At 39.8% G+C, this 15,247-nt stretch carries 14 protein-coding genes and 1 pseudogene; 9 read left to right on the top strand and 6 right to left on the bottom strand.

All coding sequences use genetic code 11. The annotated features are described in order from the left end of the window. Positions 1–121: 121 nt before the first annotated feature. Both QOS06_RS07965 and cshA read left to right on the top strand, forming a co-directional pair. Positions 122–1,501: a UDP-N-acetylmuramoyl-tripeptide--D-alanyl-D-alanine ligase gene (locus QOS06_RS07965; protein WP_085681068.1), complete on the top strand. Its 1,380-nt coding sequence runs from the start codon at positions 122–124 to the stop codon at positions 1,499–1,501. 71 nt (positions 1,502–1,572) lie between these two features. Further along, positions 1,573–3,069 (top strand): degradosome RNA helicase CshA, encoded by a 1,497-nt coding sequence (cshA, locus tag QOS06_RS07960; RefSeq protein ID WP_085681066.1) that lies wholly within the window; start codon positions 1,573–1,575, stop codon positions 3,067–3,069. A gap of 80 nt (positions 3,070–3,149) precedes the next feature. Here the strand turns inward: cshA and QOS06_RS07955 are convergent, their stop codons facing one another. Next, on the bottom strand, positions 3,150–4,073 hold the full coding sequence (locus QOS06_RS07955; protein ID WP_098046081.1) for an IS30 family transposase: 924 nt from the start codon (positions 4,071–4,073) through the stop codon (positions 3,150–3,152). A 189-nt stretch (positions 4,074–4,262) separates the two neighbouring features. Here QOS06_RS07955 and QOS06_RS07950 point away from each other — a divergent pair. Beyond that, positions 4,263–4,364, top strand: a pseudogene (locus QOS06_RS07950) (glutaminase); the annotation flags it as partial. 43 nt (positions 4,365–4,407) lie between these two features. On the opposite strand, the gene dltD reads toward QOS06_RS07950, so the two are convergent. Genes dltD through dltX form a run of 5 tightly spaced genes read right to left on the bottom strand, consistent with a single transcriptional unit; the run spans position 4,408 to position 8,854 of the window. Further along, positions 4,408–5,697 carry a D-alanyl-lipoteichoic acid biosynthesis protein DltD gene (dltD, locus tag QOS06_RS07945; RefSeq protein ID WP_152726533.1) on the bottom strand — a complete coding sequence of 430 codons (1,290 nt, stop codon included), beginning with the start codon at positions 5,695–5,697 and terminating at the stop codon, positions 4,408–4,410. After that, positions 5,690–5,929: a D-alanine--poly(phosphoribitol) ligase subunit DltC gene (dltC, locus tag QOS06_RS07940; protein ID WP_003667244.1), complete on the bottom strand. Its 240-nt coding sequence runs from the start codon at positions 5,927–5,929 to the stop codon at positions 5,690–5,692. The genes dltD and dltC overlap by 8 nt, the downstream gene beginning before the upstream one ends. 19 nt (positions 5,930–5,948) lie before the next feature. After that, entirely contained in the window at positions 5,949–7,166 is a 1,218-nt protein-coding gene (gene dltB / locus QOS06_RS07935; protein ID WP_003671258.1) for a D-alanyl-lipoteichoic acid biosynthesis protein DltB, read from the bottom strand. Further along, positions 7,166–8,692, bottom strand: a complete 1,527-nt coding sequence (gene dltA / locus QOS06_RS07930; protein WP_085680988.1) for a D-alanine--poly(phosphoribitol) ligase subunit DltA — start codon at positions 8,690–8,692, stop codon at positions 7,166–7,168. The genes dltB and dltA overlap by 1 nt, the downstream gene beginning before the upstream one ends. A 21-nt stretch (positions 8,693–8,713) precedes the next feature. Beyond that, on the bottom strand, positions 8,714–8,854 hold the full coding sequence (gene dltX, locus QOS06_RS07925; RefSeq protein ID WP_003671255.1) for a teichoic acid D-Ala incorporation-associated protein DltX: 141 nt from the start codon (positions 8,852–8,854) through the stop codon (positions 8,714–8,716). 330 nt (positions 8,855–9,184) lie between these two features. On the opposite strand from dltX, the gene acpS reads away from it, so the two are divergent. From acpS to QOS06_RS07895, 6 genes are all read left to right on the top strand, one after another. Continuing rightward, positions 9,185–9,547 carry a holo-ACP synthase gene (acpS, locus tag QOS06_RS07920; RefSeq protein ID WP_003671253.1) on the top strand — a complete coding sequence of 121 codons (363 nt, stop codon included), beginning with the start codon at positions 9,185–9,187 and terminating at the stop codon, positions 9,545–9,547. Then, complete coding sequence (gene alr, locus QOS06_RS07915) at positions 9,548–10,675, top strand: alanine racemase (RefSeq protein ID WP_078009872.1); 1,128 nt, start codon at positions 9,548–9,550, stop codon at positions 10,673–10,675. Positions 10,676–10,693: 18 nt separating this feature from the next. Continuing rightward, a complete protein-coding gene (locus QOS06_RS07910) occupies positions 10,694–11,068 on the top strand; it encodes a type II toxin-antitoxin system PemK/MazF family toxin (RefSeq protein WP_078009871.1) in 375 nt (124 codons plus the stop codon). Positions 11,069–11,257: 189 nt separating this feature from the next. Then, the gene (locus QOS06_RS07905; protein WP_003671251.1) at positions 11,258–12,634 is read left to right on the top strand and encodes a cytosine permease; all 1,377 of its coding nucleotides are present in this window, start codon (positions 11,258–11,260) and stop codon (positions 12,632–12,634) included. Further along, positions 12,625–13,863, top strand: coding sequence for a cytosine deaminase (gene codA / locus QOS06_RS07900; RefSeq protein WP_003671249.1), 1,239 nt, complete (start codon positions 12,625–12,627; stop codon positions 13,861–13,863). The genes QOS06_RS07905 and codA overlap by 10 nt, the downstream gene beginning before the upstream one ends. Before the next feature lie 384 nt (positions 13,864–14,247). Next, on the top strand, positions 14,248–15,039 hold the full coding sequence (locus QOS06_RS07895; protein WP_085680990.1) for a 2-keto-4-pentenoate hydratase: 792 nt from the start codon (positions 14,248–14,250) through the stop codon (positions 15,037–15,039). Positions 15,040–15,247: the final 208 nt, after the last annotated feature.

Here is a 15,247-nt window from a genome sequence, read left to right as displayed (position 1 = left end):
TGCTTTTTCTCAGTCTTTGCTATTTTTACTCACGACTTATTGTTTTTAATCGCCTTATACTAGTGAGGGTGATATAATTAAAAAGCTAGACCAAAGTATCAAAAGAAGAGGTATCTTTTTCATGAAAATGAAATTAGCGGAAATTGCCAAGGCGATCAACGCACAAAATGACATTGAACAATGGAAAGACGTAGAAGTGACTAGTGTGTCATTTGACAGTCGACACTTAGATCAAGGGAGCTTATTTGTTCCATTGCAAGGTGCCCAAGACGGCCACCAATACGTACCGAGTGCTTTTACCAATGGTGCAGTAGCTAGTTTATGGGCTAGTGACCATGAGATAACGGATCAGACGCACCCGCTATTAGTCGTTAGTGATCCACTAGCGGCCCTTCAACAACTAGGGAAGTACTACTTGCATAAGATCAATCCGATTGTTGTTGCAGTTACAGGCAGTAATGGGAAGACGACGACTAAAGATATGATTGCGTCAATCCTAAGTACGCAGTTTAATGTCGCGAAGACATATGCTAATTTTAATAATGAGATTGGGGTTCCAGTAACTCTTCTTAACATGGAGTCTAATACCGAAGCAGTGGTAGTTGAGATGGGCATGGACCGTTTTGGTCAGCTTGACTTCTTAAGTAAGCTTGTAAATCCTGACATTGCCGTTATTACAATGATTGGGGAAGCACATATCGAATTCTTCGGGACTCGTGATAAGATTGCTGATGCAAAGATGGAAATTACCCATGGCCTAAAGGAAGATGGAACACTAGTATTTAATGGGGATGAACCATTATTAGAGGAACGGGTAAAAGATCTTGCCCAACGACAGATGCGCTTTGGTCGGCAACTAAGCAATAATTTGTATGCAACAAGTGTCCGCGATGAACCACGGCAGTTATCATTTACCGTCAACGAATGGCCAGATGAAGAATTCACTATCCCAATGGTTGGTGAATACAATATTAATAATGCGTTAGCGGCTATGGAAGTGGGTAAGATTCTGCATATTACTCCCGCCCACATGAAGCAAGCGTTGGCAAACGTTGAATTAACGGAAAATCGTGCTGAATGGGTTAAAGGAAAGAATGGTGAACAGATCTTAAGTGATGTTTACAATTCAAACCCGACCGCTGCCAAGGAAGTCCTTAAGACGATTGCAGAAACACCAGTAGCTGGTCGCCGGATCGCCGTATTAGGGGACATGCTGGAATTAGGGGATGCTGCGGCAAAGTTGCATGCTAGCTTAGCAGAAGAGATTGACCACCAAAAGATTGCTAGTGTTTACCTTGTAGGCGAACAAATGAAAAATCTTAAAGACAAGTTGATCCAAGAAGGATACCCAGCTGAAGATATCTATCATTATGCTGCTAGTGACCTTCAACAATTAATTGCCGATCTTACGACTACTTTGACAGGTGATGATATTGTCCTATTGAAGGCAAGCCATGGCATTCACCTAGAAGAAGTCTTGACGGCATTAAAAGCAGAATAGTTAATATATTTGCCAGTCGATTACTGATGCTTATATCATAAATCGACTGGTCATTTTTAGGAGGAAAATTTTTGAAGTTTAGTGAATTAGGCTTATCCGATAGCCTATTAAAAGCAATCAAACGGAGCGGATACGAAGAAGCAACACCAATCCAAGAACAAACGATTCCAATGGTTCTTGAAGGTAAGGATGTTATTGGGCAAGCACAAACCGGGACTGGTAAGACGGCTGCTTTTGGATTGCCAATTATTGAAAACGTTGATACTGAAAATCTCAATATTCAAGCAATTATCATTTCACCAACACGTGAATTAGCAATCCAGACTCAAGAAGAACTTTATCGTCTTGGTAAAGATAAACATGTTCGCGTGCAAGTAGTATATGGTGGGGCAGATATTCGGCGCCAAATTAAGAGCTTGAAACAACACCCACAAATTCTCGTGGGGACCCCTGGACGGTTACGTGACCATATTAACCGTCATACAGTTAAACTTGACCACATTAAGACCCTTGTCCTCGATGAAGCAGATGAAATGCTAAACATGGGATTCTTAGAGGATATTGAATCAATCATCAAGGAAACACCAGATGATCGGCAAACATTGCTCTTCTCAGCAACCATGCCACCAGAAATCAAGCGGATTGGAGTTCAATTTATGTCTGATCCGGAAACTGTGCGGATCAAGGCCAAAGAATTGACTACTGACTTAGTTGATCAGTACTATATTCGCGCGCGTGACTATGAAAAGTTTGACATCATGACCCGTTTAATTGATGTTCAAGATCCTGACTTAACAATTGTCTTTGGTCGGACAAAGCGGCGGGTAGATGAATTGTCGAAGGGCTTGATTGCGCGTGGCTACAATGCAGCTGGTATTCATGGTGACCTTACTCAAGATAAGCGTTCTAAGATCATGTGGAAGTTTAAGAACAATGAACTTGATATCTTAGTTGCAACAGATGTGGCTGCTCGGGGCTTAGACATTTCCGGGGTTACGCATGTTTATAATTATGATATTCCATCTGACCCAGACAGCTATGTTCACCGGATTGGCCGAACAGGACGGGCCGGACATCACGGGGTATCTTTAACCTTTGTTACCCCAAATGAGATGGATTACCTTCATGAGATTGAAAAATTAACCCGGGTACGGATGCTGCCACTTAAGCCACCAACAGCTGAAGAAGCATTTAAGGGTCAAGTTGCCTCAGCCTTTAATGATATCGATGAATTAATCGCGCGGGATTCAACTGATCGTTATGAAGAAGCCGCTGAAAAGCTACTAGAAACTCATAATGCAACTGATCTGGTAGCAGCATTGTTAAATAACATGACGAAGGAAGCGGCCAGTGAAGTTCCAGTTAAGATTACTCCTGAACGTCCTCTCCCACGGCGTAACAAGCGGAATAACCGTAATGGCAACCGAAATAATTCGCATGGTGGCAACCACTACCGGCGTAAGAATTTCCGCCGTCACCAACATGGTGGTGGTCACCGAAATGATAACCATGGAAAGAGCCATTCCAGTCGCCATGCATTTAATATCCGTCATCGAAAAGAAGATTAATTAGCTAAGAAGTCTTTGGTTGAGATTTGACCAAGAACTTTTTTTAATATGGCAGATTGCAAGAAATAACTTGAACAAAGTTAGTGACGCAGATTACGCAAAAAGATCTCAATTGGTGTGCGCCAGTTTAAACATTTGAGTGGCCTGGAGTTCAAATACCAGTTAATTTGAATTAACTCATCATCAGTGATTTCCTCAATCGGTTGACCTTTGGGGATAAAGCGTCGTAGTACTCGGTTGCGATTCTCATTACTGCCCCGTTCATGTGGAGAATAAGCATGCGCAATGTAGAGGGGAATCCTGGCCTGCTCTTCAATTAGCTTGTAGTTAGCGAATTCTTTCCCATGGTCAACAGTAAGGGCCTTGAGATTATCTTCTAACTGGTTAGCTAATTCTAAAATGGCCTTGGTCATTGAGGTGCTATCTCGTCCCTGAAGCCGTTTAACGATGATAAGACGACTCTTACGCTCGACAAACGTAGCTATTGCTTGACCTTTACGCTTTCCAGATAAAACTGTATCTGCTTCAAAGTGACCTGAGGTATGACGGTCAATAACTTCAGTGGGACGATCTTCAATGGAACGTCCATGGCTAAAAGTCCCACGGGTTTCTTTGGCTCGTCGGCGGCGAATTCCATGGTCAGGTAAATCAGCCACGCCAATATCCAATACTCCTTGATCAATCCAGTTGTAGATGGTCTTGTAGGCGATTCTAACTACATGAGCCACTTGTTCAATCGACCATTTTTGGATCTTAATCTTTTCTTCAATTAATCGCTTGAGGTTAGTCGTTAAGATGGTTTTACGCCCACGATGACTAAGTTTAGCTTCATAATCAACTTGAGCTTTAACTGCGTGATATTCACCAGTCAAACGATGAACCTCATTAAAGATCGTGGTTTTACTGAAGCCAAGGTGATCAGCGATGTATTTAAGGGAGCGGTTTTCATAACGAAGAGTTTCGATGACAACACGGTCTTCAAATGATAAAATAGTGGTGCCTATAAAGGTCCTTCTTTCTAATGGAATGTTGTGGTGACACCATTAAAGACCTTTATGGGTTTTTATGTCCACTAATATGTTCAACTTAAATTTTGCAATCTACCATAAATTAAATATACCCCACTCTTATTTAGGAATGTATAAATAAGAGTGGGGTATTTCGTTGTCTTTTTATTGGCTTGTGCCCCGTAAAAATGTGGTATTGGTATTTTTAGTCCAGCTCTTGATCAACATGGCAATAGTTTGGCAGGAATGAGTTTATTACAAGATGTTGTTGAGCAATTAGTAGTTTAATAAAAGCGAGGCCCGAAGAAAATTCTTCAAGTCTCGCTTTTTGTTAATGTAATTTTTCTTGGAATTTCTGTAAATTACCAGGAGTTGGGGTTAAGTTAGTCCATTCTGGTGAAAGGAACTTACTATTGATTTGGTAATGTGGTTGCGGTTGCTTATTAGAAATAAAACTATTAGTAGCTTTATCAACTTTTACCCAACCAGCCCAACCGATATGGATAGTATCTTCCATAAATCCAGGCTTATCACCATCATGAGAAAGATCAAAAATATGATTGAACCCTTGTTGGCGAAGCTGGAATTTAATTTTTTCAACAGATTGGTAATACATATTCATGTCCATCCCCGTGTACTTTTCCCACTTTGAATTAACCGGTGGGATGATAAAGAGGACATTTGAATTGGTATTCTTAAACTGATTCAAAACTACTTCCAAATCGCCATATTCTGGTGACTTAGTATAATTGAAATTTCGTTGTGATCCCTTTGTTTTCGCTAAGTTTTTCTTTACACGCTGGGTATAGAAGCTGTTTTTGATACCGAAACAGTTGTTATCAGTATCACGTGCGGCTTCATTCATTGCATCATCATAAAGTTCATTATAATTGTAATGCTGAGGAAGCTTCTTAACATTTGGGAGGATATGCTTGCCATAGTTATTATTTAATTGAAAACCTGAGAAGATGGCATCTTCATGAACAAGCATGTTAAGTCGGAAGCGGATAACTCCCATGTCAAAACTGCTCAGGGATTTTCCTTCAGCGATTTTTTTAGCATACGAAGAAACAGTCCCATCTTTGCCAAGCATTGCAATTAATCGCGTTGCAATGTAACGATCATATGGTGATTTGGGATTAGCGTGTTGAAGCCAGTTAAGGTTAGCGAGTTCACCATTATAGTACTTGAAAGCTGGTGGTTGAACACCCTGCTTGGTAAACCATTGTGGTGAAATGATATAGACTGCCTTATTATTTCTCATCTGCGTTTCCATTGAATTAATGTTAAAGAATTGCGGAAGAGATTGGGTACCCCGTGAACCAAAGAGGAAAGGAGTATAGTTATGATAACGAGCAGCCATTACAGAAGGATGGAAGCGATCCATTCGCCGTAGTTCACTAGAACCAAAGAATGGAACATAGTGGGTGTGCTTATCACTGAGCGCTTGTTGCTTAATTGATTGGTTCTTAAAAACAACGGGGCTTAGTGATACTGCAGCTTCATGTTCAATCGCCGCTGAGTGCTTTTTACTAATCGGCAGTGAAAACAAAAGAACTACTAATAGACAAGCGACAATCAGCGGGCCAAAGATTGACCACAGCTTTTTGCCATTATGCATTTTGGAGCTCCTTTACCCGTTCTTCAATCTTTTCAATAGTGTCCCATTGGTTACGGTCAAATTCTGAAACTGGTACTTGAACGCCAAAAGCATCTTGTAAACCGAGAAGAAGACTAACAGTTGCCATTGAGTCTAAAAGACCACTTTCAAAAAGGTTTTGACTTGCATCACTAAAGTCTGCAGTATCCCGACCAGTTGCATCAGCTAAAATATTAATAATTTGTTCTTGCATAATTAAAATCCTCCTAAAATTATTTGAATAGATAAGTATCTAAGAACCCACTGAAGATCAAGAAAGTAAACATTACAAAGTTAAATGTGACAAAAATAGCAACTCCAGTAGTGAACTTATTATGTGGTAGCTGTTTTAAGTTTTTGCGCTTGAAACGCAGCCACCAGTCATTAACTACTAGGCCTAGACCTTGGAGAAAACCATAGAGAATATAGTACCAGGTAATTCCATGCCAAAAGCCCATTAGTAACATATTAAGCATATATGCGGTTGATGACAAGGCATTTCGATTCTTAAACCATCGTTTTTTGGTAGCAAGAAAGACGAACCGCATAAAAATATAATCACGGAACCAGAAAGAAAGGCTAATGTGCCAACGATTCCAGAACTCTTTAAGGTTTTTCGATTTGAAAGGCTGCTTAAAGTTCATCGGGGTACGCACACCCATAAAGTAACTAATAGCAACTGCAAACAATGAATAACCGGCAAAGTCAAAGAATAAGTAAAGTCCGTAAGTGTACATGACACCGACTAAGTTCCAAGAAGGGAATGATGGATCAGCCAAGGCCGCTTTTTCAAAGAAGGGGTAAAAACGCTGACCAAAGAAATAACCGATGACAAACTTGTACAAGAACCCAAGGAATAAGTAGAAAATTCCCGTATTAACAAGATTCAAATATTCCTCGCGGGTCGGAACCTTTTTATAATCTTTTTCAAAACGTCGGTAACGATCAATTGGTCCAGAAGTAATGGTTGGCATGAACAGAATGAAACGAATGAACTTCCATGGGGAAATCTCTTTGATCATTCCATCACGCGTTTCAATTACTGTTCCGACTGCCCGGAAAGTTAAATAACTAATTCCTAAGAAACCAAGGAGGGAGTTATGACCAACCATTGCCGGTGAGAGCTTAACAATTACAATCGGCAAAATTGATAAGGCGGCAGTGAAGTAAAAAACACCACTCGAATTATTATTTTGCCGGTAGCGATGATAAGCCATCACAATAATTGTCTGGTAAATAACATAAGCAATTAATGAAATTCCTTGTTGCCAGCTTGAACCATCGAACATTAAGAAGATAAAAATGAAACTAATTAATGCTTCATACCAGCTAAACCTCTTCCCAAAGTAAAGGCCGATTCCCAACGGCAAAATAGCAAGAAGTAAGTAGAAGAAGTATACCGGGGTTCCATAAGCACTGAAATTAGGAAGGTTTGAAATCCAATCAATCATTACTTGTTAGCCTCAGCAATCATTTGTTTAACTGCAATCTTGCCATTTGCAGACATTGGGAATGATTCACGGTAAACGAATTGGGTAGGCATCATGTATGGCATGATTAAGCCGTCCAAGCTTTCACGAATTTGTTTTGTTAATCCAGCCGTATCTTCAGTAGATTCGTTTGGAATAACATAAGCGATCAGGTGCGTAACTTTGCCGTCTTTATTATATTTTGGAACCGCAACTGCTTGTTTGATTAGAGGACTCTTTTCAAGACTGGCACGAACTTCATCAAGTTCAATCCGGTAACCATGTAATTTAATTTGGAAATCCATGCGGCCTTTGTGATGAAGTAAGCCATCGCTGTCAAGGGTACCCGCATCCCCAGTTCGGTAAGCAGGCACACCATCAATCTTAAAGAATGACTTGGCTGTTTTTTCTGGATTATTCATATAGCCACGTGCCACACTATTACCACTGATTACAATCTCACCTTGTTCACCGGGAGTAGTGATTTCTTGATCGCCATTCCAAATGGATAATTTAACTCCAGGCTTTGCGTAGCCAACTGGTAAGCGGTCATTATTTTCACTGATTTCAGGCGTAATCTCGATTCCTGATACGGCAACCGTTGTTTCAGTCGGGCCATAAGTGTTGAAGATTTTAGCATCTGGGAATCGTTGGTGTAATCCTTTGGCAGTCTTTACTGTTAACTCTTCACCACAGAAGAGAAAGGTCTTTAAGCTTGGCATTTTTTGTTGGTTAAATGCTGGGCTAAGCATTAACATATCAGCAAACGATGGTGTCCCTACAAATACCTCAAGATCAAGGTTTGGTAGAGCAGTGAACATCTGACCAAAATTTTCAACAACTTCGTGAGGAAGCGCCTTGATTGTCCCACCATTAAGTAGTGCTGGTAACCAGTACATGTTTGAAAGATCAAATGAATATGGTGGCTGCCCTAAGAAATTAGCATGTTCTTTGATTTTAAATTCATCACTTAGCATCCAGTCAACAAAGGTCATAAAGTTATCATGACTAACTTCAACCCCTTTTGGTGAACCGGTAGTTCCAGACGTAAAGAGGACATAAGCTAGTTCGTCACCATTAATCATTGCTGAAGTATCAAAAGTTTGCGGTGTTGCCAAAATTTTTTCAAGCTGTTGATGATCGACAATCGGGGCATCAAACTGGAGATCATTGCTTGGAAAATCATTAACAGCAATAATCATCGCCGGTTTAGCAGTATCCAGAATTGATTGCATCCGTGGAATTGCTGAATCGTTGGACACTGGAATATAAGTATGTCCAGCTTTTAGAGCTGCTAAAAAGCTAATAATCATTTCAACTTGATGATCACCATATACGAGAATCGGACTACGATCAGGCAAAGATTGAGTACTAAGCCATGCCGCTAAAGTATCAATTGCTGAGCTTAAGTCCGCATAAGTGGTCGTTTTGCCCATTTCATCATATGCGATCCGCGTTGAGTTGTCCTTGGCAATTTGCTCAAAGACGGTAATAATATTCTTACTCATATATTATCTATTTCCTCCGCATTAGAATTCGTTGTAGATAAATGGCTCTTGGCCTGCTCCATAATAACCATAAAGGTAGATTAATAAAAGAAGCACTACAAAGTAAAATAATGTTTTTAAGATGAATTGTAATGCAGGATGGCGTTGAATAATCTGAGCCATAGTTCTCCTTCTCTCATCTTTATAAATTTGTAATTGACATTCATATCAAGAATACCATTAATTATGTATCTCGGCTAATAGGGTGAGTTACTTTCACCTTACTGTAAAGTCTTTAAGAAAAAATTAATGAAATATTCAAAAATAAGAATGCTTATTGCCTTAAAATTATAACTTTTTCTGAGCTAATTGTAACTAGAAAAATATAAACTTTATTTATAATTTTATATGACATGACAATGATGGACTAATGTAACAATAATTGCAAGAAGTGCTTATTTTCGATAAGATTAAGCGGTAGATAATAGTGATAATTAAGGAGACGAACGCTCGATGATTAAGGGGATTGGAATCGATATAACCGAGATTGAACGAGTTAAGAAAGCTGCGACAGCGCATTCTCAATTCATCCAGCATGTATTGACACCGACTGAACTAGAACAATATAGTCAATTTAGCGGCCAACGATCAGTAGAATATCTTGCTGGTCGGTGGTCACTAAAAGAATCTTTTGCTAAAGCATATGGAACGGGAATTGGTGCTAAACTAGGCTTTCATGATATTGAAATCATTGATAACCAATATGGTGCGCCAATTGTGATTAAATCGCCGTATAATGGTAATGCTCATGCTTCAGTGAGTCATACTGCCGCGTTAGTAATGACAGAAGTAATTTTAGAAAGTGAGAATAAATAAATGGTTAATGGTCGTTTGCGAGATACATCATTAATAGTGGACTTAGATGCATTACGTCATAATATTCAAGAACAGAAAAAAGTTTTGCCCGAAAATAGTAGAATCCTTGCTGTTGTAAAAGCAAATGCTTATGGCAATGGATTGATTCCAGTTGCCCAAACAGCAATGACCAGTGGTGCAAGGGGTTTATGCGTAGCAATTTTAGACGAAGCATTGGAATTGCGGGATAACGGTATTGAAGCCATGACACTTGTCCTTGGAATTACGCCAGTTGAAGATGCGTTGATTGCTGCTCAAGCCGGAGTTTCTTTAACAGTCGGCTCCTTAGATTGGCTTGAACAATATCATCAACTAGCACAAGTTGCCAAGCCTAAGAAACCATTAAAAGTTCATCTGGGAATTGATTCAGGAATGGGCCGGATTGGTTTTACAGAGGTCGCTACATTTAAGCAAGCTGTTAAGTTGCTTGATAGTCCTGAATTTGAATTTGAAGGGATGTTCACGCATTTTGCAACTGCTGATAGTCCTGATGAAAATTACTTTAATCAACAGGTTCAACGGTGGCATCAATTTGTTGCCAGTCTTGACGAACTGCCACCATATGTTCATATGGCAAATTCAGCGACTGGTTTATGGCATCAGGAAAAAATCACGGCTAATACAGTTAGAATGGGGATTTCAATGTACGGACAAAACCCATCTGGACGTGACTTGAAATTAACGCTTGATTTACAGCCCGTTAGTTCATTAGTTTCATCAATTTCTTTTGTTAAGCAGTTAAAGGCAGGAAGATCTGTCAGCTATGGTGCTACTTATACAGCGGAGCAAGATGAATGGCTAGCCACTTTGCCGATTGGTTATGCTGACGGTTATCCCCGGTGTATGACTGGTTATAAGGTATTAGTTGACGGTCAATTTTGTGATATTGCCGGACGAGTATGTATGGATCAAATGATGATTCGGCTTCCTAAGTATTACCCAGTCGGCACTCCAGTAGTATTGATGGGCAAATCCGGTGACCAAGAAATTACAGCAACTGATTTAGCTGAGCAGGCAGGAACTATTAACTATGAAATCCTAACTAATATTAGTAATCGGGTTCATCGCATTTATCACCAAAGTAAATAATTAAGGGAAGCGAAGGTAATGACAAAACGAAAAGTAAAACGGGGTGACATCTATTACGCTGACTTATCCCCGGTAATTGGATCGGAACAGGGAGGCGTTCGTCCAGTCCTGATCCTTCAAAATGACGTGGGAAATCATTATAGTCCAACAGTGATCATTGCTGCGATTACTGCCCAAATGCAAAAAAAGAAGATGCCTACTCATGTCCAACTAAAAGGTAAGTCGTTACCGTTAACTCATGATTCGGTCATTTTATTGGAGCAATTACGAACGATTGATAAACAACGATTAAAAGACCGAATTGCTCATTTATCGCCAGAGACAATGGCAAAAGTGGATAAAGCATTAACGATTAGTGTGGGATTAAATGCTACCTATGATGAAAATAAATGAGTTTGACAATTTGCGTCAGAACTCGTATACTCACTATTGAATTAATCACGGTTCTTTTAATGTAGCCCAGAGAGACTACAAAAGACAAAATAATATAAGTATAGTGGGCACAAAACTATGCTTCCTCTTTTGTAAAGCTCTAGGACCATTAAAGGGACTAGAGCTTTTTAGGTCTAAGGAGGATATCTTGTGAAAGAGCAAAAGGGGACAACAATTTTTAGTATTCCAATGAAGAACAGAAAGACTAATACTTGGGATATGTTTGCCACGTGGGTCGGTGCAAATGCCAATAATGGAACCTGGTTTGTCGGCGGAGTGCTCGCCGCTTGTGGATTTTCGGTTGCCATGAAGGTCTTAGTATTGTCATCTGCCTTATCATATGTATTTTTAAGTTTGGTAGGTTACATTGGTTATAAGACTGGGGTATCGACGATGACTTTAAGTCGTGCCTCCTTTGGTGAACGGGGCAGTTATCTCCCATCATTAGTTAATATTACTCAATTTATTGGTTGGACAGCAGTTAATACTTTTATTGCGGCCCAGTCGGTAAGCATTCTTTTCCATGACTTATTAGGATGGCCTGTGTGGGGACAACATGGCGGCTATTTAGGGCTAGTAGTCGGGATTATTATCATGAGCATTCTCCATATTATTAGCGTTTCTAGCGGATCACGTTCAGTCCAAATGATTGAGCGGTTAGGGATAATCCTTGTTCTTGTATTCGTCATTTGGGAGTCAGTAGCTGTTTTTCGAACCGTTTCCTTCAGTCAAATTGTAAATTGGCATGTTCCTGCGCAATCAAAAATGGCAGTCGGTGCGGCGGTCGATTATGTAGCAGCTTTTAATTTAGCCTGGGTAACTGCCGGTGCTGATTTCACCCGCTTTACTGCTAAAGAAAAGAATGCGACTTTGACGCCGTTCCTTGGTGCTTTACTAGGGGTTGTATGGTTTGCTTTCATCGGCCTGATTTCAACAATTAGTATTGCAATTTCAAGTGGGGTATATAACGCAAATAACTCTGATCCCTCAACGATTGCTAGTAAGTTAGGACTGGGGGTAGTTGCCCTTCTTGTTATTATTTTGACCTCGATGACGGCAAATGCTGTTAATTTATTAGCGGCCGGATCAGCTCTTTCAAATATCTTTACAAAGCTCAAATTAAAGTATTCATTATGGATCGTCGTATTGCTTGCGACAGTTGTGACCTTTATTCCGATGTTTGTCGGTAGTTTCTTGAGTGCTTTTGAATCATTCCTTGACTATGTGGGGATGGTGTTAGGACCTACGATCGCCATTATTTGTACTGATTTTTATTTCCGTGCTCACCGGCAATATGATGTTGATGAATTAGGTAAAGTTGGTGGAAAATATTGGTATCGTGGAGGCGTCAACTGGGTAGCGATTATTGTTTTTGCTATCGGGGTTGCCTTCTTCTTAGGTGTTCATCAGTTACCAATCTTCGTAAATACGATTGGGGCCACATTTATTGATATGTGTTTGAGTGGTATCCTATATTATGGAATTATGTTGCTGGTTGACCGAAAGGAAGATGAATTATGCTATTAAAAAATGTACATGTTGATAATCATGAAGAAGTAGTCGATGTTCGAATTCTCAATGGAAAATTTAGTGAGATTAAGGCTAACTTAACGCCCCATGACGGTGAAGAAGTTATTGACGGTAAAGAAAATTTACTTTTGCCACCATTTGTTGATTCTCATGTTCACTTAGATGCTACGCTTACTGCTGGTCAGCCAGAATGGAATGAAACCGGGACTTTATTTGATGGTATCCGGATTTGGAGTGAACGGAAACAAGATTTAACGAAGGAAGATGTTAAATCGCGCGCGAAAAAGACATTACTGAATATGGTTGGTCATGGAATTCAACACGTACGGAGCCATGTTGATGTAACTGATCCTCATTTAATTGCCGCCCGTGCTCTTCTTGAATTGCGTGAAGAATTAAAAGACCAGATCGACTTGCAGTTGGTTGCTTTTCCGCAAGAAGGTATTCTTAGCTATCCTCATGGACGTGAATTAATGGAGCAGGCGGTTAAAGAAGGATTAGATGTCGTTGGTGGTATTCCCCATTTTGAATTTACAACTGAATATGGTTGGCAATCCGTCCATTTCTTAATGGCCCTCGCAGATAAGTACGATCGTTTAGTTGACGTTCACTGTGATGAAATCGATGACCCAGCTTCGCGTAACCTTGAAGTTTTAGCGACCGAAGCCTATGAACGAGGGATGAAAGACCGGGTCACTGCTAGTCATACGACAGCGATGGGCTCATATAATGATGCTTATACTTATAAGTTATTCCGACTATTAAAGATGAGTGATATTAACTTTGTATCTAATCCATTAGTTAATGTTCACCTTGGCGGCCGTTTCGATACTTATCCAAAGCGTCGTGGCGTTACCCGGATTAAGGAATTAACAGCAGCGGGGATTAATGTTTCCTTTGGTGAGGATGATATCCAAGACCCGTGGAATCCTCTCGGCGATGGTAACATGTTAGATGCAGTTACGATGGGTGTTTATATTGCTCACTTGATGGGGTATCACCAACTGCAAGATGCCTTTAATTATGTAACTTATAACGGTGCTAAGACATTGCATATTAGTGATAATTATGGAATTGAAGTAGGAAAACCGGCAAACTGTATCTTATTGAATGCTCACGACTTTTATAATGCCCTTAATAAGCATGTTGAAGTTCTTTATAATATTCGTCATGGGAAAGTCCTTGCTGAGACGAAACCAGCTGAAACCAAAGTTAATATAAAATAAAATTAAAGAAATCTCATAATAGTTATTGACAAGTTAGGGAATGGCCGGTATATTATATCCAACAATTAAATTTAGATTAGAAAAGCGTTGAAGGAAATAATGATTTGAAATTGGTAACAGAGAATTAGCGGGTGGTGTGAGCTGATCGAGATTTCTAATTGTTAATCGTTCCTGAGTTACCGGCTGAAACTAAGTAAGCTGAGGTTGGCTGCCATCCATTATTTTGGCCACAAATGATTGTTTGTGAATGAGAGGATCGACTACGAGTTGATCAAAGTAGGATGGTACCGCGCAGAAGCGTTCTTACAATTGCGATAAAGCAATGTAAGGACGCTTTTTTCTTTCTAAATTTTAAGAAAATATTTTGTCTTGGAGGTAATTATTATGACTGAATTAAACGCACGACAGGAAGAATTTGCTAAGGCTCTTTTTGAAGCTTATGACACTAATACGCCGTTAAAAGAGGAAGAATGGAAAGACGTTGTGACTGATGATGAAACAGCATATGCAGTTCAAGATGCGGTAGTAAAGTTGAAAGGAAAGCCAACTGCTGGCTATAAAGTTTCGTTAACTAGTAAAGAAACTCAAGACATGTTTGATGCTGATTCACCATTGTATGGACAACAAGTTGCTGAACGATTCCTCCAGTCACCGGCGGATGTTGACTTGCAGATGTTAAATGAACCGTTATTAGAGGTTGAATTAACCTTCCGCGCAAAAGAAGACTTGCAACCTAGTGATACATTAGAAGATTTATTTCAGAAAGTAACTGTTGCGGGAGCCTTAGAATTGCCTGATGCCCGTTTCGTCGATTGGTTTCCAGATTTAGGAAAATATAATGTAATGGCTGATTGTGCTGTTGGTGGTCTTGTTGTATATGGTGAAGAACATGATGCAGATAGCGTATTTGAAAATGTTGACGATGCTGCTAATGTTCATGCCGTTTTATTCAAAGATGGTAAGAAATTAAAAGAAGGGGTATCATCAGAAGTTTTAGGCAATCCCTTTAAGTCCCTCCAATGGTTAGTACAAAAATTAGCTGAACAAGGAAAAGTATTTACCAAGGGCCAAATGGTATCATCTGGAACATTTGTCTTACCACCTAAGCTCACTGCTGGTAAGTGGGAAGTTGAGTTCGATAGCGGTTTAGGAAACGTTGTAGTTAATGCGAAATAAGTGTTGAAAGCAGGTGGGAAAATTGGGTGAGAAATCGCCAGCAGAAATTAATATTCTAAAAATTAAAAGGGGCTGGGAGAAAACTTTTGTTTTCTCTCAGCCTCAACCGCTTTTATAAACAATAGTAAGATAACGTGGAAAATAACCACAAGGCTCGAGGCTAAGTACGAACGATAATCAGCCCGTGCCGTGCTAATCATCGTTCTAG

The organism is Limosilactobacillus sp. DJ3M12, from assembly GCF_947381695.1.
Taxonomy (GTDB): Bacteria; Bacillota; Bacilli; order Lactobacillales; family Lactobacillaceae; genus Limosilactobacillus; species Limosilactobacillus kinnaridis.
This window is presented reverse-complemented; position numbering and strand designations above follow the sequence as displayed.